Genomic DNA, 18759 nt, shown 5'->3' with positions numbered 1-18759 from the left:
CTCCGGAGCCTGTGCCGCTGCCGGGGCGGGGGAGCCGGAGCGACCGCCGGTACGCCAAGTTCGGCCGCAGCGATGCCGCCGGACGGGAAGCCTTCCGGCGTGAGATGCGGGATACCGTTGAGCTGCTGCGCAGTGTCCCCAGTATTGCGCTGTGGGTTCCCTTCAACGAGGGCTGGGGGCAGTTCGACGCCGCGGACATCGCCGGCGAACTCCGGGTCCTGGACCCTACGCGCAGCATCGACCATGCCAGCGGCTGGCACGACCAGGGCGCCGGCGACGCCAAGAGCCTGCACATCTACGCCGTTCCGTTCCGGATCCGCCGCCGGTGGCAGCGCGACCCGCGTGCCATTGTCCTCTCCGAGTACGGCGGCTTCAGCCTTCCCCTGGACGGGCACACCTGGAACAGCAAGGTCTTCGGCTACGGCAAGACCCTGCACACCCGGGCCGAGCTGGAACGGGCGTACACCGCGCTGCACCGTACGCAGATTGAGCCTGCCCTGCGGGAAGGCCTTGCCGCTACGGTCTACACCCAGCTCACCGATGTCGAGGATGAGGTCAACGGCCTGCTCACCTACGATCGGAAGGTGCTCAAGGTCGATCCGGAGGCTGTCCGCGGGCTGAACGCTGAGCTTGTCCGGTCCTTCGGCGGGCCAGCTGCGGTTTACCAGCTGAATTGAACCGTCATCGGGGTCTTCGTTGCTTTCTCCGGGTGAGGCCCGCACGGAGCAGGATCTGCAGCAGTCCCTCAGGATGTGAGGAAGGTCTGACGGCCTCGCTCCATGTCCATCGCACGAATCCGACGCCCGTGGCCCTAAGGCGGTCTTCCCGGCGTTTCTCCCGAACGAGCGCGTCCCTCCCCGGCTGCAGGCTTCCCCCGAGGGCTGTGCCGTATTTGACGGCACCGTCGAATTCTCCGACCAATTTTTCCTCCTCCCAGTAGAAATCAGTCCGGCCAAGCAGCCTTCCGTCCGGACCGTGGAACTCGCGCTGCAGTTCCGGGATCGGTAAACCAAGCCGGTACATGAGTGCCCGGGAGTAGGACTCGCCGGGCGATTCAGACCGGGCGTCGGCAAAGTCAATGACCCGGTGAGCCCGTGCCTGTCTGGTGCCCATGGTGAGTTGCCGTGCCAGGCGACGGAGGTCATCCTTTTCCAAGGCAGGCAGTTTCTGCACGTGGTCAATCCGGAGCACATGGTCCATGGCGGGTACGGCCTGTTCGAACGGCAAGTATGCGGCCATGTCGATGACAGTCTGGGCCCGGGACGTGACCGGTATGCCGTCCACAGCCGTTACGGGTTCAAGCAGACGGCGATCTGCCCAGCGCAGATCACCCCGGGAGCGTCCATGCGCCGGGCCGGATGCCAGCATCATGACCTTGGAGTGGGCGCCGATAGTCGGCAGGCGCCACATGACGGCAGCTGACTGCTGAATCAGAATCCTCCCGGGTGTGTGGTCGCCTGCCACCGCTGCGAGCCGGACACGATCACGCTCCCAGAGCGCGAGTTTCTGCCACTGCTCCGCAGGAACGTATATGCCGCGTCTCAGGCGAACCAGCTCACCGGCAGCGCACTTGCGGGCCAGATCCCGGCGGCTCGTTCCATCTAAGTCGGCCTGCGCTGAGAGCAGGAAAGTGATCGGCATGGACTAACTCTGCCGATTGGGGAGCCGTTCGGTAGGTCAGTACGCCGGCTTGTGGAAAACGACTGCCGGCACAGCAACTGTGAACAGTGCCTGGGGAAATGACACGCCGAGTTCCCAAGCTGTGATTCTGAGTGGCTGCCCGGCCGACGGCCGGATTGAACCGGCCTGGCATGAATTGAAAACCCTCCATTTGGGGTCTCTCCTGCCAGCTCGGGACTTTCCTGCCACGGCGCCGCGGAGGGTAGTCCCAAACCGGCAGGGATGTCTCGAAGTGCAGGGAAACGGCCGTAGACGGGTGTCCCAAGCGGCAGGGATGTCTCGAAGTGCAGGAATCCGGAGAAGAGATCTCCCGCCAAACGGAAATCGCTCCGGTTCGGGGAACACGCAGTTCCCCAAACCGGAGCGATTGTCACAAACCGGAGCGAATCCAGCAGAACTAGATCTCGACGAGACCCTTCTCGGTGGCAAAGGTGACAGACATGATGCCCGGCGTGCCCTTGGGGGAGACCCAGGTGACATCCACGGACTCCAGCGGCTTCTCAACCGGCATGCCCAGCCACTCGGTCACCCGCGCGGCCGAACCGGCGATGGTGAGCGACTGCAGCGAGACGGTGCCTTCGAAGGCGCGGGAGGGGTGGAGGTCTGCCTTGTCTTCATCCCAGCGCAGCATGTAGGGGACCTGCGGGTCGGCGATCAGGCCGTTGATGCCAATCTGGCGCCAGGTGAGTTCCTGTCCGTCGGGGAACTTGCGGTTGCCGGGAACGGAGGAGCGGCCAAGGCGTTCTTCGAAGGGAGCAAGGTCCTCAACGGCGACGCACCAGCCCATCCAGCCGCCGCCGGCTTCGGAGCGCGCGCGGACGGCCTGCCCAAATGGGGCCTTGTCCGACGCGGGGTGGTTCAGTACTTCAACAACCTCTACATACTGGTGGTTGGCCAGCGGGAGGATCATGTTGCGGGTACCAAAACGGGGATGGACTCCGCCCTTGACGAAGTCGGTTCCCAGGGCAGCGGCAATGCGTTCCGTAGTGGCCAGCAGGCCGTCGGATTCGCAGGCATATGAGACGTGATCCAGGCGCATGCGAACATCTTGGCACGTTGTGACCTATGTCTCGACTAAGGCAAGCCTAAGCGGCGTAATCAGCAGATTTTCACGCTGCGTCATATGGGTTGCGCAACTGCTGAGGGGTTGGTTCTATAGGTACAGGTCATGAGTGCCAGCAGATAGCCCCGGCTTGCTGGCCGGCAACCCTCCAACCGCGGTGGGGTGCCCCGGGTGAAGACCTGGCCGTACGCAAACAGGCGTGCCGGCAAGCGCGGGCCACACGTGTCGCTCCGGTGTATTCCGGACCCGACCCTGTGGGGCCCCTGGTCATAAAGGGAGCACAATGTCTGCCAACTGGTCCTTCGAAACCCGCCAGATCCATGCAGGTCAGGAGCCCGACGCCGTAACCGGCGCCCGCGCCCTGCCGATCTACCAAACCTCGTCCTTCGTTTTCCCCAGCGCCGAAGCCGCAGCGAACCGGTTCGCGCTGGCCGAACTGGAGCCCATCTACACCCGGATCGGCAACCCCACCCAGGAAGCGGTCGAGAACCGGATCGCGTCCCTGGAAGGCGGCCTCGGAGCCCTGCTGCTCGCCTCGGGCCAGGCCGCCGAAACCTACGCCATCCTGAACCTCGCCCAAGCCGGGGACCACATTGTGGCCAGCCCCAGCCTCTACGGGGGAACCTACAACCTCTTCAAGCACACGCTGAAGAAGTTCGGAATCGACGTCAGCTTCGTCGCGGACCCGGACAACCTGGACCAGTGGCGGGAAGCGGTCCGGCCCAACACCAAGGCCTTCTTCGGCGAAGTGGTTTCCAACCCCCGCCAGGATGTCCTGGACATCGAGGGGATCTCCGCCGTCGCCCATGAAGCAGGCATCCCGCTGATCGTGGACAACACCCTGTCCACCCCGTACCTGATCCGGCCCATCGAATGGGGCGCTGACATTGTGGTGCATTCGGCCACCAAATACCTCGGCGGTCACGGCACCGTAATTGCCGGCGTGATTGTGGACTCGGGCAACTTCGACTTCGGCGCCGATCCGGAAAAGTTCCCCGGCTTCAACACCCCGGACGAGAGCTACAACGGGCTGGTTTACGCCCGCGACCTGGGCGCCAACGGAGTCCTTGGCGCCAACCTCGCCTACATCCTCAAGGCACGGGTGCAGCTGCTCCGCGACCTGGGCTCCGCGCTCTCCCCGTTCAACGCTTTCCTCCTCGCCCAGGGGCTTGAGACCCTGAGCCTGCGCGTGGAGCGGCACGTTGAAAACGCCGTCGCCGTGGCGCGCTGGCTGGAAGCGCACGACGACGTCATTTCGGTTGCGTACGCAGGGCTGGAGTCGAGCCCGTGGTACGAACGGGGCCGCAAGTACGGCCCGCGCGGAACCGGGGCGATCGTGTCCTTCGAGATCGAAGGCGGCGTGGAAGCGGGCAAGCGCTTCGTGGACGGCCTTGAGCTGCACTCCCATGTGGCGAACGTGGGCGACGTGCGCTCGCTGGTCATCCATCCGGCGTCGACGACGCACAGCCAGCTCGGTGCTGAGGCCCAGGCAGCAGCCGGCGTCAGCCCGGGCCTGGTCCGCCTGTCCGTGGGCCTGGAGCATATCGACGACATCATCGCGGACCTCGACGCCGGTTTCCGCGCCGCCAAGGGAGCATGAAGCACAGCGTGACAACCTATCCTCCTGCACCGCAGCACCCTGTCCGTGTACTGGACGGGGTGCTGCAGTATGCCTCGATCGGTGACCTGGCCCTGGAGACCGGCGGCGTCCTTCCGGACGTGGTGCTGGGCTACGAAACCTGGGGCGTGCTGAACGACGAGGCGTCCAACGCCGTCCTCATTCCGCACGCACTCACCGGCAGCACCCACGTGGCCCAGGGCTGCACGGACGAACCCGGCTGGTGGGACGGCCTGGTGGGACCCGGCCGGACCATCGACACCAACAGGTTCTTTGTGGTCTCGATCAACATGGTTGGCGGCTGCTACGGCTCCACCGGTCCGGCATCGGCAGACCCGGACGGGCTGCCCTGGGGATCCCGGTTCCCGTTTGTCACCATTCGGGATTCCGTGCACGCCGAGGCCCGGCTCGCAGACCAGCTGGGCATCCGCCGCTGGCACACCGTGCTGGGCGGCTCCCTAGGCGGCGCCCGGGCCCTGGAGTGGGCCGTGACTGAACCCGACCGGGTGGCCCGGTGTGTGGTCATTGCGGCGACGGCGGCAAGCACAGGTGAGCAGATCGCTTTCGCGCAGGCGCAGGTGGCGGCCATCCGGCTGGATCCGGACTACAACGGCGGCGACTACTACAACGGCCGTGCCCCGCTGGCCGGGCTGGGCCTGGCCCGCCGGATCGCGCACATCACCTACCGGTCCGAGGCGGAACTGCAGTACCGGTTTGGCCGGACACCGCAGCCGGGGGAGGACCCGCTTGGCGCGGCGCTTCCGGCTGAGCGCGGCCGGTACCAGGTGGAGAGCTACCTGGACCACCAGGGCCGGAAACTCGCGGACCGCTTCGATGCCAACAGCTACGTCATCCTCACCGAGGCGCTCATGAGCCATGACATCACCCGTGGGCGAGGGAGCCTGGCCGAGGCGCTCGCAGACACCCAGGCACAGTTCCTGGTCGCCGCGGTGGACTCGGACCGGCTGTATTTCCCGGAACAGTCGTACGAGCTGGCCGCAGCGCTGCCCGGCGAGAACCGCGTGCACCTGATTAGCGCTCCCATTGGCCACGACGGTTTCCTCACCGATGTGCTCCAGCTTCAGGATGTTCTCCGGCAGGACTTCTTCGCCTAGGTACTGCGCGGCACCATGGGGGCATGCGCAGCTCACCGCACGGGCAACCGCCTCCGGCCGAACCAAGACGCCGCCGCGGCATCGGTTTCCTCAGGACCGCCTGCGTCCTTGGCCTGCTCCATGCTGCCTTCAGCCTGTATTGGGCGCTGGGCGGGCAGTGGCTGCTGGCCACGGTAGGCAGCTTCGCCGTGCAGGCGGGGCAGGAGTCCCCGGCAGAGGCCGCTGCGGTGCTGGGCGCCGCCGCACTGCTCAAGGCCGCTGCCGCGGTTCTTCCGCTGGCCGCTGCCTACGGCAGGTTTCCGTTTCCCCGGCTTATCCGTGTACTCAGCTGGGCAGGCGGTGCCGGATTGTGCCTCTGGGGTGCGCTCAACACTGCGGCAGCATCAGCGGTGCTGGCAGGCTGGATTCCCGCCGGCCCGGATGCCGATGTTGAAGGGCTGAAAGGCCACGCCTGGCTGTGGGATCCACTGTTCCTCGCCTGGGGCGCCGCGCTCCTGACCTACCTGTGGCTTTCGCGGCGCAGGCCGGAACAACGGATCCAAACCAAGCCGGCCCCCAACTAGTCCTGGCTGAGCGGCCCGGTCCCTGCCGCTTCGGAGGATCCCTGCGGCATCCGCTTGCCGAAATACGGTCCGGCATCCGGCCGTTTGGGCGAAATGCCGTCGCCGGAGGAACGCCGGCGGACCCGCCGCATTACCCACGGCATGAGGTATTCCCGGGCCCAGAAGAGGTCTTCGGAGCGTGCCGTCCGCCAGTTCTTGGGCGGCAATTCCTTGACCCGGGCCGGTTCGAGCGTGTGGGGCACTCCGAGGGTCTCGAGCACCATGGCCGCGATGCTCTGGTGTCCCATCGGGGAAAAGTGCAGCCGGTCCGGGGCCCACATCTGCTGGTTGCTCAGTTCCCGCAGCGCCCACATGTCTGCGATGACGGCGTCGTGCCGCATGGCAACGGTGCGCAGGTTCTCGTTGTAGATGGCTACCCGCCCGCGCACGCTGCCCAGGACCGGGGTGGCCCCGATGTCCGGACCGGTGAAGAGCACTACGGTGGCACCGGTTTCCCGCAGTTTCGCGATGGTGGCGTCCATGGTCTCGGCCAGCCGGTCGGGGTCGCCGCCGGGGCGGATGACGTCATTGCCACCGGCGCAGATGGTTACCAGATCCGGCTTCAGGTCGATGGCCGGCTGTACCTGCTCCGCAACAATCTGGTTCAGCAGCCGGCCGCGGATGGCCAGGTTTGCATAGGCGAAGTCAGGATGCCCGGCGGCGAGTTCCTCGGCCAGCCGGTCAGCCCAGCCGCGGTTCCCGCCGGGACTCTCAGGGCTTGGATCGCCTATCCCTTCGGTGAATGAATCGCCGATGGCGACGTACCGGTTAAACGGGTGGTTCGGGTGGGCCTGCGTCGGCAGGGGGTCCGGCATCGGGTCAGACTGGGTGGGCGTTGCGGGGTGCTGCGTTGATTCGGTCACCTGACCATGATTGCCCTTGGCGGCTGGCTACGCGACCGTAGGTTGAAGGCGGTGCATGCCAGAATGGGTTTTATGACTGAAAACTCTCCCTGGAACCCTGTTGTGCTCTTCTCCAAGCCGGAGGAAGAGCGTGCCGGAACGCCGCTGCTGGTGCTCTTCCACGGCTACCTGGCCAACGAGGAAGACCTCATGGGACTGGCCCAGTACCTGCCGCAGGAGTTCACCATCGCGTCGGTGCGTGCTCCGCAGGCGCTGGGTCCGGGCTACACCTGGTTCCCGCTGATGCATGAACCGGAGTATTCAGTGGACCGGGTCGTGTCCGCCGTCCAGGACGTTTCGGACTGGCTGGACGGCATCAAGGAGCAGCATTCCAGCGTGAGCCTGCTCGGCTTCTCCATGGGCATGGCCGTGGCCAGCACCTTGCTGCGCCACCGGCCCGAGGAGTTTGCCGCCGTCGTCGGGCTCTCGGGTTTTGTGGTGCCCGCGGAGGGCAGCGGCTTCTTCCACGACGAGGAGCTGGCAGCCCTGAAGGTGCCGTTCTTCTGGGGGCGGGACCAGGCCGATCCGGTGATCGACGCCGAGCGGATCGAATACACCCACGCCTGGCTGAACGGCCACACCAAGATGACCAAGGTGCTTTACGCCGGCATGGGGCACAGCATCAACATGCAGGAACTGGGACACGTGCGGGAATTCCTCACCCACACCGTCCTCGGCGCCCGGTAGGGCTTAGCTGCCGGAGACGATCCGCACGGCCTGGCTGTTTACCTCGATGGTGTCTCCGGCGTGCAGCTGCCGGCCGCGGCGCTCTTCGATTTCGCCGTTGACCTTCACCAGGCCGTTTTCGATAAGTTCCTTGGCCTCAATGCCGTCTTCGGCAAGGCTGGCAAGTTTCAGTGCCTGGCCAAGGCGGATCATGTCGTCACGGATGGGCAGGTCCTGGGGATCGGTTGAGCTCATGACCCTATTCTGCCGGAGAAAACGCACGACGCCGGTACGGGGCCGGTTGCCGCAGGTTACGGATCCCCGGCGCGGGGCAGGGGAGACGCGGGCAGCCGGAGTAGTGTGAAACGGTGCCACAGCCTGCCCGCATCCCCGCCGCCGTCGGACTTCCACTTGCCTTGGCCGCAGGGATGGCGATTCCTGCCCAGTCCCGCGTCAACGGGGAACTTGGTGCCGCGCTCGATGATTCCCTCGCTGCCGCCCTGGTGAGCTTCGGCGTCGGGCTGGCAGTGATGATCCTTGTAACCGCAGTGCTGCCGCGCGGGCGCGCCGGTTTCGGGCAGATTCTGCCCGCCCTGCGGGAGAAGCGCTTTCCGCGGATCTACATCCTGGCCGGTGTCATCGGTGCCTGGTTCGTCCTTACGCAGACCCTGACGATCGCCGTCCTGGGCGTTGCCGTCTTCACGGTCGCCACCGTGGCCGGGCAAACCCTGACCGGACTGGTGGTAGACCGGATGGGCATTGGCCCGGGCGGCAGGAAAACCCTCACCCTAATGCGGGTGGTGGGTGCCGTGCTGACCATCGCCGCCGTCGCCTGGGCCGTGAGCCCCAAACTGTCCGGAACCGGCGGAACGGGAGACTGGCTGCTGGCTGTGCTGCTGCCGCTGAGCGCCGGCATGGCCATGAGTTTCCAGCAGGCGATGAACGGCACCACGGGCATGCATTACGGAACCCCGATCACCGCAACACTGCTGAACTTCGTCTCCGGCTTTGCCGCACTGGCCATCCTCTGGCTGATCAAGATCGCGGTCTCCGGGACCGGCAATCCGCTGCCGGACACCTGGTGGTTTTACCTGGGCGGTCCGCTGGGCTGCATCTTCATCGGTGTCAGCGCCATGCTGGTCAAGACCCTTGGTGTGCTGCTGACCAGCCTCGGCCTGATCGGCGGGCAGCTGATCGGTTCGCTCCTGCTGGACATCTTCGTTCCCGCTCCGGGGTCGGTCGTGGTGGCAGCCACGGTGCTGGGCACGGGGCTGACCCTGGCAGCGATCGTCGTCGCGACCCTGCCCTGGAACATGCCCGGGTTCCGGCCGTGGACGGGCCGAGGCCGCCGGTAGTGGTACTTGCTTGCGGCAACGAAATAAACGGTAACTTAGCCTAGCCTAAGCTAATCTCTAATAGCGCACATTTCCGTTGCGTATTTATCCCGGCTCGCGCGGCGGCGGATTGTGCCTGCGCAGCCCTGATTAAGGCGCGTAATGACAGGCAATTTCCTCATCGGCCTCCGCGAAGGGCTGGAAGCGGTCCTCATTGTTGTACTGCTTCTCGCGTACCTCAAGAAGAGCGGACGCACGTATTTGATTCCACGGATCTACGCCGGCATCGCAGCTGCCGTAGCAGTCTCCCTGGGCTTCGGTGCCCTGCTGACTTTTGGCCCCCGCGGGCTGACCTTCGAAGCCCAGGAAATCATCGGCGGCACCCTGTCGATTATTGCCGTCGGCTTTGTCACCTGGATGGTGTTCTGGATGGCCAGCGCGTCCCGGTCGCTGGGGACTGAACTGAAGAACCAGGTGGACCGCGCCGCGGACGGAAAGGCGTGGGGACTGGTGCTGGTGGCCGCCCTTGCGGTGGGCCGGGAAGGGCTGGAGACTGCCCTCTTCATCTGGGCTGCCGCGCGGGCCACTGGACAAACCTGGGAACCGATTCTGGGCGCTGTCCTCGGCTTGCTGGTAGCCGTGGCGCTGGGGGTGCTCCTGCACAGGGGTGCACTGAAGATTAACCTGAGCCGTTTCTTCACGTGGACCGGCGCGGCGCTGATCATAGTCGCGGGCGGTGTCCTGGCGTACGGGGTTCACGACCTCCAGGAGGCCCGGGTGCTTCCCGGCCTGTATTCCCTGGCATTCGATGTTTCCCACATCATCGCTCCCAGCAGCTGGCCAGCGGCGCTGCTCAAGGGCATTTTCAACTTCTCACCCGCCACCACCTGGCTCGAGGCTGCAGCGTGGACCCTGTATGTCATCCCGGTGATGGGGCTCTACTTCCGCAGCGTGCGACGCGGCGGTTCCCGCCGGGACACAACCGCGCCCCGGCCCGTGGCAGCTGCGTCCTAACGCTGCTGCCTTACCGTACCCAAAGGAAAAACCATGAAGCCACACTATTCACTCGCCCCCGCCGCACTCCTTGCCGTCACCGCCCTCTCCCTGAGCGGGTGTACGGATAACAACGCAGCTGCCGACGGCGGAATTGCTGTCACCAGCACGGCCGAAGCCTGCACCGTGGCAACGGATACGGCCCCCGGCGGAACCATCCGCTTCGACGTCACGAATAACGGCACGGAAGTCACCGAGTTCTATTTGCTGGCCGAAGACGGTCTGCGGATCGTCGGTGAAGTCGAGAACATCGGCCCCGGCCTCACACGCGACCTGGTGGTCATGGCACCTGAAGGCAGCTACTTCACCGCGTGCAAGCCGGGAATGGTGGGAGACGGCATTCGGTCAGCATTCACCGTGACCGAAGCCCCGGAGGGGGCCGAGATCAGTGCGGACCGGGCTGAGCTGCAGGAAAACGCCGTCAACCTGTACGCAGCGTATGTAAAGGACCAGGCCGCCCAGCTGGTCGAAGGCACCCGTGAGTTTGCCGCGGCCTTCGCCGCCGGGGAGGAAGAGACGGCGCGGACTTTGTACCCTCAGGTCCGTATGCACTGGGAGCGCATCGAACCGGTGGCGGAGTCCTTTGGCGACCTTGACCCGATCCTCGACGCCCGTGAAGCGGATCTTGAAGAGGGCGACGAATTCACCGGGTGGCACCGTGCCGAGAAGGACCTGTGGGCGCCGGAGGGCTACACCAAGATGACCGCGGAGGAACGCACCTATATTGCGGACAAGATGGTGGCAGATACCGAGGAACTCTACAGCCGGACCCAGGAGCTGACCTACACGGCCGACAAGCTGGCCAATGGCGCCAAGGAACTGCTGGATGAAGTGGCCACCGGCAAGGTAACAGGCGAGGAGGAGTTCTTCTCCCACACCGACCTCTGGGACTTCCAAGCGAACGTCGACGGCGCCCGCATCGCCTATGAAGACCTGAAGCCGCTTCTGGCCGAGAACGATTCGGAGCTCGACGCCTCGCTGGCCGAGAACTTCGAGGCGCTCCAGGAGCTCTTGGACCAGTACCGGGTTGGGGACGGCTTCAAGCTCTACACGGAGCTGAGCGACGAGCAGATCCAGGAGCTGAGCAGTGCCGTCGATTCCCTGAGTGAACCCCTGTCGAAGCTGACCGCAGCGGTTGTGAAGTAGGAGAAGCACCCCCGTGAGTCCGGAAATGGAACGTGGGAGTAAACACCTCAGCCGCCGTGGCCTGTTCACGGCGGCCGGGGCCGGGGGACTGGGCGTGGCTGCCGGAGTCGTCGGAGCCCTGGCCCTGGACCGGGCGGGCGGACGAAGCGCAGATGATGTGGTGGCTTTCCACGGCACGCATCAGGCCGGGATCACCACCGAGGCCCAGGACCGCATGCATACCGCTGCGTTCGATGTCACTGCGGCGACCCGCTCCTCCCTGATTTCCCTGCTCAAGGACTGGACCGCCGCTGCCGAAGCGCTGACCGCAGGTCGGGAGATAGGCGAGACGGGTGCAGCGGACGGTCCCTACGATGCTCCGCCCGAAGATACGGGTGAAGCCCAGGACCTCCACGCAGCGCACCTGACGCTGACGTTCGGCTTCGGCCGAACCCTCTTTGATAAGGACGGCGTGGACCGCTATGGAATCGCGGACCGGATCCCTGCCGCGCTGATCGAGCTTCCGCTGTTTTCCGGTGATGCCCTGGAAGAAAACCGCAGCGGCGGAGACCTTGTTGTCCAGGCCTGTGCCGACGACCCGCAGGTTGCCGTCCACGCCGTGCGCAACCTGGCCCGGATTGCTTTCGGGCGCGCGCGGGTCCGGTGGTCCCAGACCGGTTTCGGCCGGACAGCCTCAACTTCGACAGCGCAGGTCACCCCGCGGAACCTGTTCGGGTTCAAGGACGGCACGTCCAACCTGAAGCAACAGGACGGGAGCCTGCTCGAGGAGCATCTCTGGGTTTCCGGCAGCCCGGCATCTGAATCGTGGCTGGATAACGGCACCTATATGGTGTTCCGGCGGATCCGGATGCATATCGAGACCTGGGACCGCACCACCCTGCGTGAGCAGGAAGCAGTCACCGGCCGGACCAAGCGGGAAGGCGCGCCGCTCTCGGGTGGAACGGAGTTCACAGCGCCTGACTTTGCCCTGCCCGGACGGGACGGCCCGCTCATCGATCCCCTCTCCCACGTGGCTCTGGCGCATCCGGACAACAACGGGGGCGTGCGGATGCTGCGCCGGGGCTACAACTACGTTGACGGTTCTGACGGCCTGGGCCGGCTGGATGCCGGGCAGGCCTTCATCGCCTTCGTGGTGGATCCGAGGACGCACTATGTCCCGATGCAGTCCGCCATGTCCAAGCAGGATCTGATGGCTGAATACCTGCGCCACACAGGCAGCGGGCTCTTTGCCGTGCCTCCTGGTGTTACGCCGGGGGGCTACGTGGGGGAGTCCCTCTTCGAGGCCTGAGAATAATCTGCGCGGCGTTGCGGGCGCGAAAGAGACATACAAAGACCGTCCGGTGGAATGCTCCACCGGACGGTCTTGTCGTATTGCCCTTGTTGTATTGCCGCTGTTAGGCGCGGCGCCTCCTGCTGATGACGAGCCAGGCACCGGCCGCCAGCAGAACCAGCGCTGCCCCGGCGATGTAGGGCAGGGCCTGGCCTGCACCCGTGGCCGCCAGAGGTGTTCCGCCGGCATCAGCATCCGTGGTATCTGACGCCTGTCCCGCGGTTCCCGGGCCGGACGCCCCCTCAGTACCGGAATCGTCAGTACCGGAATCGTCAGGGCCGGAACCTGGGGTGCCGGAACCGTCAGGACCCGAACCCGGGGTGCCGGAATCCGGCGTGCCGCCGTCGCCCGGTGTTTCGCCGTCGCCCGGCGTGCCGCCGTCGCCCGGTGTTTCGGGAGCCGCAATGGCCGCTGCAAGCAGGAACATGGTGACGGCGTTCCCGCCGCCGGAAACCACGTCCGGACTGCCGTCAGCATTCAGGTCCGCTCCCGAGCCGACTGCGGTTCCCCCGGCTGTGCCCAGATGCATACCGTCTTCGGCCGTGAGGCCGGCCAGTGCTACTGTTCCAGCACCATTGCGTAGCCCGTAGGAAACCCAGACGTCGCCGCTGCCGGCGGCGCCGATCAGGATCTCGGGAACACCGTCGGCATTGATATCGGGCAGCCCGGCTACTGAAGCACCGGTGCGGCTGTCGTCAGCCGTTCCCTCGATCCAGTAACCCCGTTCCTGCATCTCGCCGGCGGGGCAATCGGGGTCAGCGGTCCCGGTGCTGCAGGTGTAGACGGTGGGACCGTCAGACTCCGGATCCGTCATCACCGTCACGGGGGCCGCGGAGCCAAGGACAACTGCGACACCGCCGTTGCGGGGAGCTCCCTCACGGGAGGCGCCGTCGGCACCCACCGCCAGATCGGCCAGGCCATCCCCGTTTACGTCACCAATGCCGGCGATGGATGCGCCTAAGCGGTCCCGTTCCCGTTCCGGGCCGTAGACGGCAAAGCCGTTTCCGCCCAGCGCTGCCAGGTCAACGCCTGCCGACCCCCAAATTGCGTAGGCCGCTCCGGAAGAGGCGACGCCCGTTCCCCAGGGGGAGGCTGTGTATGCGGAAACCAGGAGATCGTCCCGGCCGTCGCCGTTGACGTCGCCGCCGGGGCTGACTGTGCCCATGCGGTCCTGTGCGGCTGCTCCGTCGATGGTGCGGATCACCTTGCCGGCGTCACGCTGCACATCCACGTTTGTCACGGAGTTCTGTCCCTTGATGATCCAGACCCTTCCGCTGTTGGTCCGGTCGTTGTAGTCGGCCAGGATGTCTCCGACGGCAATGTCCGCCAGTCCGTCGCCGTCGGCATCACCGGCCGCGGACACGGCAAAGCCGAAGTTGTCCGTTGACTTGTCGCCGGAGACCCTGTCAGCGGCGCCCGGATCTTCAATCACAAATCCCCGGGTGCCAAGGAAATCAAGGTCCACGGACGTGAAATCCCGCTGCCCGAAAATGACCGTGGCCTGCTGGTAGTTCCGGCTGCCCGCACCCAGCACAAAGTCGTCCAGGCTGTCTCCGTTGACGTCTCCGAGGCAGGATACCGACCAGCCGACCCAGGCTCCGCCCGGGACCGTGACAGACGGACCGTCAATCCGGATGGTCCCGGAAAGATCAGGATCCGCGACGTCGCCGCTCTTTGCGGCAGCCGAGCCGAGGGCAACATAGGCTGCTCCCGTGTTGGGGAAGCCGGGACGGTCCCATCCCCAATCGCCCAGGACAGTGTCTTGGACACCGTCACCATTAATGTCGCAGGACGTGCTGCTGACGCTGAAGCCAAGTGTGCCGTTCGGTTCGCCCTGCCACTGGCTTTGTGCCAGGGCCTGCGGCCCTTCCGCCGCAGCGGCAGGGAGTGTGGAAACCGCCAGGGACCCGGCGGCCAGAAGGACGCCGGCTGATCCCGCGGCAAGGTATCTCCGCGGCATGGAGAGGGTGGAATTGTTCATGTTCTTCATTGCTCGTTCCGGCTCAGTTGGGGGCGTGGACGCCATTGTTCTTGCCGAAATCGGCGGAGGTGTCGAACTTCTGCGTGCTCAGGGTTGCGGCACTGGTCGCGGTACCGGGAACCAGATGCTGCCGGATGCTTCCGGTGAACTCGGAGTCCTGCCCGTTCGTACCGTAGGGGTCGGTATACACGGTGCCGGTGGAGGCAGCGCTGACGGAGTTCTGGTTCAGGTAGAAGTCACGCTGTGCACCGTCAAAGGGCGAGGCCGGGTCCTGCCAGTGAAGACCCGCAGCATCCTTCACGGTGGTCCAGGGAAACGCCTTGGCTGCGTTCGCTCCCCAGGCAAGGTCCACGGGACGGGAAATACCATTGGAGGTTTCGGTGCTGTTGGCGGCGTCGTAATAGCGGCTGGGGTTGCGTACCCCGAACCACGGATCGAAATGGGCCAGCACGTTCCCGGCCTTGTCCGTTATGAGGTTTTCGCCTTTCCAGAGTTCATACATGCCCCACAGCGATGCATCGTCGCCGGTAGCGTGCAGCTGTACACAGTCCGCATCAGGGATAAGGCGGATTCCGCCGTAACCGGCTGGCAGATTGCTTCCGAGCGTGGACACCCGATCGTTCGCGCCGCAGTTCTTGTGGAACTCGTTGGAGTTGCCGAACTTGCTCAGCGTCGTCGAGATGATCTCGGTTCCGTCTGAACACCTGCTGGCGTAGATAGCCTCATGGGCATTGTTGGACGTCGCATCGGGTGACCAGCTGCCCTGATGCTGTTTGATCAGGAAGTCACAGGTGACGATCTTCCCTGCGGGATCCAGGACCCAGTCCCGTTCCTCGTCAATGAGCTGGACGCCGTTGGCAACGAAGACCTTGTGTCCGGCGTTGTCCTCGTGGCGCATGGCCATGCCCTCGTGCTCGGCCCCGTACGTCATCAGGGCTTCGCTGGCGTAGCCGAACGGAAGTCCGGTCTTGCCCTCCACGCCCTCCGGGGTGAGATAGCTGACCACCCAGTCGTAGATGTTCGATGTTGCCGGGTCGGCACCGTGCTCATGGCCGAAGGTGCACAGTTCCCCGGTCGCCGGGTCAATGACCTGCGCCGGGTGCCAGGTGGGGTAGATCTTGCCGTCCGGACCGAGAGCCGTGTACGAGGCGTGCAGCTCTGCGGTGCAGGAGTCGTAAGCCGTCGGCTTCCAGTTCCGCTCCAAATACGCAGTCGAGTACTGCGGGTCGGTTCCATGATCTGCGCCGTGCTCGGCAGCGGGGGCCGCTGTCTCGGCGTCAGGTGAGTCGGCCGCGGCTGACGCCTCTGCTGCGGGGGCGGACTCTGCTGCGTGGGCGTGACCGTGTTCGTCCAACCCCAGGTCCAGCGCCGGTGCCGGCTCTGCGGTTACTGCTACTTCGGGTTGCAGCACGTCCATGGCGGAGGCCGCGGTGGCTGTGAGCACGGCGAACCCGCTGCCCACGATCGCTGCTGCAGTGATGGCGCCTGCAACGGGGCGCCATAGTCGGGGGGCCGCCGTGGCAGACGGGTCCCGGTGCGATGTGTCTTCAGTTTTCAATTGAACCTGATCCAGCCGGAGAAGTGCCCGGCCTAAATGGGAGACGAGGGTGTTTGCATACTTCTTAGGTAAGGATTCCCTAACAAGCACCTCGTCAGCATATAAATGCAGCACTTAGGTAACAAAAACATGACCTAATTTGACCTGCTGCGCCCGAAGGCCTGGAACATGCCCGGATTCCGGCCGTGGCCGGGCCGGGGCCGCCGGTAACGGCCTTTCGCCGCCGTGACCTTAAGCTGGTATCTATAGGTTTTGCCCTCCGCCCGGATTCGGCGCACTTCAGCGCCGGAAAACCGGGCGGTACGGGATCGAAAGCGGACCGCACCCAGCGGCCTGCGCGAGCAGAAAGAACGGCGGTACCATTTCATGGCTTCGACCAAATCCAAACTGGATCCGATCATCTCCCTGGCCAAGCGCCGGGGCTTCGTCTTCCAGTCGGGTGAGATCTACGGTGGGTCGCGTTCCGCCTGGGATTACGGGCCCCTCGGCGTCGAGCTGAAGGAAAACATCAAGAAGCAGTGGTGGCAGTCCATGGTCCGCGGCCGCGACGACGTCGTCGGCCTGGATTCCGCGGTTATCCTTCCGCGCGCCGTCTGGGAAGCTTCCGGCCACGTTGAGGTCTTCTCGGATCCGCTGGTCGAGTGCCTGAGCTGCCACAAGCGCTACCGTGCCGACCACCTCGAAGAGGAATACGAAGAGAAGAAGGGCCGCGCCCCGGAAAACGGCCTGGCCGACATCGCGTGCGCCAACTGCGGCACCAAGGGCCAGTGGACCGAGCCGCAGGAATTCTCCGGCCTGCTCAAGACCTTCCTGGGCCCGGTGGCCAGTGAAGAAGGCATGCACTACCTGCGTCCGGAAACGGCACAGGGCATCTTCGTGAACTTCAACAACGTGCTCACCACGTCGCGGAAGAAGCCGCCGTTCGGCATCGGCCAGATTGGCAAGAGCTTCCGCAACGAGATCACCCCGGGCAACTTCATCTTCCGCACCCGCGAGTTCGAGCAGATGGAGATGGAATTCTTCGTCGAGCCCGGCACGGACGAGGAATGGCACAAGTACTGGATTGAAACCCGGAAGAACTGGTACACGGACCTGGGCATCGACCCGGAGAACCTGCGCCTGTTCGAGCACCCGCAGGAGAAGCTGAGCCACTACTCCAAGGGCACCACGGACATTGAATACCGCTTCGGTTTCCAGGGCTCGGAGTGGGGCGAGCTGGAAGGCATTGCCAACCGCACCGACTTCGACCTGGGGACCCACTCGAAGCACTCCGGCACGGACCTGAGCTACTTCAATCAGGCCACCAACGAGCGCTTCACCCCGTACGTGATCGAGCCCGCGGCCGGCCTGACCCGTTCCTTTATGGCGTTCCTGGTGGACGCCTACAACGAGGACGAAGCACCGAACGCCAAGGGCGGCGTGGACAAGCGCACCGTGCTTCGCCTCGACCCGCGCCTGGCCCCGGTCAAGGCCGCAGTGCTGCCGCTGAGCCGCAACGAGGACCTGTCCCCGAAGGCCAAGGAACTTGCCGCACAGCTGCGCCGGAACTGGAACATCGACTTCGACGACGCCGGTGCCATTGGCCGCCGCTACCGCCGCCAGGATGAGATCGGCACCCCGTTCTGCATCACGGTGGACTTCGACACGCTCGAAGACCAGGCCGTCACCGTCCGCGAGCGGGACACCATGGCCCAGGAGCGCGTGAGCCTGGACAAGGTCCAGGGGTACCTGGCCGAACGGCTGATCGGCGCGTAATGGCAATCTCTTTCCGTGAATGGCGTGAGGACGACGATCTCGCGCTGATCCAGCTCTGGGGCGATCCGGAGACCGGTGAGGCTGCGCACTTCCGCTCCGTCCTGCGGCCTTCGTCGAACGAGCCGTGGAGCCGGTGCATTGTGGCGGAGGACGACGGCGTGCCGGTGGCTGCCGGGGTGGTCTACGAGACCAGCCTGCACCCGGACCGGCTGTGGGCTTACGTCGAGGTCGCCCGGGACAACCGGCGTGCGGGCCTGGGCTCCACGCTGCTGGGGATGCTGCGCAAGGAAGCCGAGAGCGCGCCGTCGGGCGTCACGAAGCTCCGCGCCAAGGTATCTCCGGACACCCCGGGTGCGGCATTCGCTGCTGCCGCCGGAATGGAGCCGATTCAGCGCTCCCGCGCAGTGATCGTTGAACCGGGCAGGCTCAAGCTGCCCGTGTTCGAAGACCACGGACCGCAGCTGGAGGAAGCAGCAACCGGGTCGGTGGAACTGACCCGCGCCGTCGCCGACTTCTACAACGCTGTCCACGACTGGGACCGTGCCGACATGGGAATCGGCCGTGCCCAGCAGATGCTGCTGCATGAGGCCACGGGTGCCTCCGGCGCCGTGGTGCTGCGGGACAAGCCCAAACATGAGGGCGGGAAGATTGCGGCGTTTGCCGTGAGCTACACCTCCGAGCGCACCGACGCCCCGGCGGACGTGCTGCTGGGCTGGGACACCACACTGGAGGAGACCGAAGCGGAAGCCGCGGTTGAATCACTGCTGGCCATGCTGGCCTACCAGTACCCGGTGCAGCTGGAAGTCGATGACTCGATGACCGCCCTGGTGCGGGTCCTGGAACCGCTCCTTGCAGCCGGTGCCGCACGGCAGGACGGTGCGGACACGCTGATCCTGTCCAGCTAGCCGGAAACAGACAACGACGGCGCCGGCTCCCGGGTGAGGGGTGCGGGGCGG

The 18759-nt window shown here is 65.4% G+C and carries 16 protein-coding genes, 1 pseudogene and 1 riboswitch; of the genes and pseudogenes, 11 read left to right on the top strand and 6 right to left on the bottom strand.

Features of this window, described 5'->3' with window-relative positions; translation table 11 throughout:
* Nucleotides 1-677, top strand: a pseudogene (locus TVC13_RS16125) (hypothetical protein); the annotation flags it as partial.
* Between the two features lie 4 nt (nt 678-681).
* On the opposite strand, the gene TVC13_RS16120 reads toward TVC13_RS16125, so the two are convergent.
* Both TVC13_RS16120 and TVC13_RS16115 read right to left on the bottom strand, forming a co-directional pair.
* Nucleotides 682-1641: a hypothetical protein gene (locus TVC13_RS16120; protein ID WP_422402168.1), complete on the bottom strand. Its 960-nt coding sequence runs from the start codon at nt 1639-1641 to the stop codon at nt 682-684.
* A 436-nt stretch (nt 1642-2077) separates the two neighbouring features.
* Nucleotides 2078-2719, bottom strand: a complete 642-nt coding sequence (locus TVC13_RS16115) for a VOC family protein (protein ID WP_325791111.1) — start codon at nt 2717-2719, stop codon at nt 2078-2080.
* 125 nt (nt 2720-2844) lie between these two features.
* Nucleotides 2845-2961, top strand: a riboswitch (SAM riboswitch).
* Between the two features lie 65 nt (nt 2962-3026).
* Here TVC13_RS16115 and TVC13_RS16110 point away from each other — a divergent pair.
* The 3 genes from TVC13_RS16110 to TVC13_RS16100 are packed head-to-tail and all read left to right on the top strand — an operon-like array spanning nt 3027 to nt 6039.
* Complete coding sequence (locus TVC13_RS16110) at nt 3027-4343, top strand: bifunctional o-acetylhomoserine/o-acetylserine sulfhydrylase (protein WP_422402167.1); 1317 nt, start codon at nt 3027-3029, stop codon at nt 4341-4343.
* Entirely contained in the window at nt 4340-5476 is a 1137-nt protein-coding gene (metX, locus tag TVC13_RS16105) for a homoserine O-acetyltransferase MetX (RefSeq protein WP_422402166.1), read from the top strand. The genes TVC13_RS16110 and metX overlap by 4 nt, the downstream gene beginning before the upstream one ends.
* A 23-nt stretch (nt 5477-5499) precedes the next feature.
* Entirely contained in the window at nt 5500-6039 is a 540-nt protein-coding gene (locus tag TVC13_RS16100) for a DUF3995 domain-containing protein (RefSeq protein ID WP_422402165.1), read from the top strand.
* Here TVC13_RS16100 and TVC13_RS16095 read toward each other — a convergent pair.
* Nucleotides 6036-6893, bottom strand: coding sequence for an SGNH/GDSL hydrolase family protein (locus TVC13_RS16095; RefSeq protein ID WP_422402169.1), 858 nt, complete (start codon nt 6891-6893; stop codon nt 6036-6038). The genes TVC13_RS16100 and TVC13_RS16095 overlap by 4 nt on opposite strands.
* Nucleotides 6894-7013: 120 nt before the next feature.
* Here TVC13_RS16095 and TVC13_RS16090 point away from each other — a divergent pair, with 120 nt between their 5' ends.
* A complete protein-coding gene (locus TVC13_RS16090; RefSeq protein WP_422402164.1) occupies nt 7014-7667 on the top strand; it encodes an alpha/beta hydrolase in 654 nt (217 codons plus the stop codon).
* Nucleotides 7668-7670: 3 nt separating this feature from the next.
* On the opposite strand, the gene TVC13_RS16085 is transcribed toward TVC13_RS16090, so the two are convergent.
* The gene (locus tag TVC13_RS16085; protein WP_152228558.1) at nt 7671-7901 is read right to left on the bottom strand and encodes an RNA-binding S4 domain-containing protein; all 231 of its coding nucleotides are present in this window, start codon (nt 7899-7901) and stop codon (nt 7671-7673) included.
* A 113-nt stretch (nt 7902-8014) separates the two neighbouring features.
* Between TVC13_RS16085 and TVC13_RS16080 the strand changes: the two genes are divergently transcribed.
* From TVC13_RS16080 to efeB, 4 genes are all read left to right on the top strand, one after another.
* The gene (locus TVC13_RS16080) at nt 8015-9001 is read left to right on the top strand and encodes a DMT family transporter (RefSeq protein ID WP_422402163.1); all 987 of its coding nucleotides are present in this window, start codon (nt 8015-8017) and stop codon (nt 8999-9001) included.
* Nucleotides 9002-9142: 141 nt separating this feature from the next.
* Complete coding sequence (gene efeU, locus TVC13_RS16075) at nt 9143-9994, top strand: iron uptake transporter permease EfeU (RefSeq protein WP_422402162.1); 852 nt, start codon at nt 9143-9145, stop codon at nt 9992-9994.
* Between the two features lie 33 nt (nt 9995-10027).
* On the top strand, nt 10028-11179 hold the full coding sequence (gene efeO, locus TVC13_RS16070; RefSeq protein WP_422402161.1) for an iron uptake system protein EfeO: 1152 nt from the start codon (nt 10028-10030) through the stop codon (nt 11177-11179).
* 25 nt (nt 11180-11204) lie between these two features.
* Nucleotides 11205-12467 (top strand): iron uptake transporter deferrochelatase/peroxidase subunit, encoded by a 1263-nt coding sequence (gene efeB, locus TVC13_RS16065; RefSeq protein ID WP_422402160.1) that lies wholly within the window; start codon nt 11205-11207, stop codon nt 12465-12467.
* Nucleotides 12468-12573: 106 nt separating this feature from the next.
* Here the strand turns inward: efeB and TVC13_RS16060 are convergent, their stop codons facing one another.
* On the bottom strand, nt 12574-14490 hold the full coding sequence (locus TVC13_RS16060) for an integrin alpha (RefSeq protein WP_422402159.1): 1917 nt from the start codon (nt 14488-14490) through the stop codon (nt 12574-12576).
* Nucleotides 14491-14512: 22 nt separating this feature from the next.
* Nucleotides 14513-16048 carry a hypothetical protein gene (locus TVC13_RS16055; RefSeq protein WP_422402158.1) on the bottom strand — a complete coding sequence of 512 codons (1536 nt, stop codon included), beginning with the start codon at nt 16046-16048 and terminating at the stop codon, nt 14513-14515.
* Between the two features lie 366 nt (nt 16049-16414).
* On the opposite strand from TVC13_RS16055, the gene TVC13_RS16050 reads away from it, so the two are divergent.
* Nucleotides 16415-17803 (top strand): glycine--tRNA ligase, encoded by a 1389-nt coding sequence (locus tag TVC13_RS16050; protein ID WP_422402157.1) that lies wholly within the window; start codon nt 16415-16417, stop codon nt 17801-17803.
* Nucleotides 17803-18708 carry a GNAT family N-acetyltransferase gene (locus tag TVC13_RS16045; protein ID WP_422402156.1) on the top strand — a complete coding sequence of 302 codons (906 nt, stop codon included), beginning with the start codon at nt 17803-17805 and terminating at the stop codon, nt 18706-18708. Before TVC13_RS16050 ends, TVC13_RS16045 begins: the two co-directional genes overlap by 1 nt.
* Nucleotides 18709-18759: the final 51 nt, after the last annotated feature.

The organism is Arthrobacter sp. 3Tela_A, from assembly GCF_049311025.1.
In the GTDB taxonomy this organism is placed as follows: Bacteria; Actinomycetota; Actinomycetes; order Actinomycetales; family Micrococcaceae; genus Arthrobacter_B.
The sequence above is the reverse complement of the archived record's forward strand: the minus strand, read 5'-3'. Positions and strand labels throughout refer to the sequence as shown.

Coding starts and splice junctions, on each gene's coding strand:
- TVC13_RS16120 (WP_422402168.1), bottom strand. CDS start 1,641: ATGCCGATCACTTTCCTGCTCTCAGCGCAGGCCGACTTAGATGGAACG.
- TVC13_RS16115 (WP_325791111.1), bottom strand. CDS start 2,719: ATGCGCCTGGATCACGTCTCATATGCCTGCGAATCCGACGGCCTGCTG.
- TVC13_RS16110 (WP_422402167.1), top strand. CDS start 3,027: ATGTCTGCCAACTGGTCCTTCGAAACCCGCCAGATCCATGCAGGTCAG.
- metX (WP_422402166.1), top strand. CDS start 4,340: ATGAAGCACAGCGTGACAACCTATCCTCCTGCACCGCAGCACCCTGTC.
- TVC13_RS16100 (WP_422402165.1), top strand. CDS start 5,500: ATGCGCAGCTCACCGCACGGGCAACCGCCTCCGGCCGAACCAAGACGC.
- TVC13_RS16095 (WP_422402169.1), bottom strand. CDS start 6,893: ATGCCGGACCCCCTGCCGACGCAGGCCCACCCGAACCACCCGTTTAAC.
- TVC13_RS16090 (WP_422402164.1), top strand. CDS start 7,014: ATGACTGAAAACTCTCCCTGGAACCCTGTTGTGCTCTTCTCCAAGCCG.
- TVC13_RS16085 (WP_152228558.1), bottom strand. CDS start 7,901: ATGAGCTCAACCGATCCCCAGGACCTGCCCATCCGTGACGACATGATC.
- efeU (WP_422402162.1), top strand. CDS start 9,143: ATGACAGGCAATTTCCTCATCGGCCTCCGCGAAGGGCTGGAAGCGGTC.
- efeO (WP_422402161.1), top strand. CDS start 10,028: ATGAAGCCACACTATTCACTCGCCCCCGCCGCACTCCTTGCCGTCACC.
- efeB (WP_422402160.1), top strand. CDS start 11,205: ATGGAACGTGGGAGTAAACACCTCAGCCGCCGTGGCCTGTTCACGGCG.
- TVC13_RS16060 (WP_422402159.1), bottom strand. CDS start 14,490: ATGAACAATTCCACCCTCTCCATGCCGCGGAGATACCTTGCCGCGGGA.
- TVC13_RS16050 (WP_422402157.1), top strand. CDS start 16,415: ATGGCTTCGACCAAATCCAAACTGGATCCGATCATCTCCCTGGCCAAG.
- TVC13_RS16045 (WP_422402156.1), top strand. CDS start 17,803: ATGGCAATCTCTTTCCGTGAATGGCGTGAGGACGACGATCTCGCGCTG.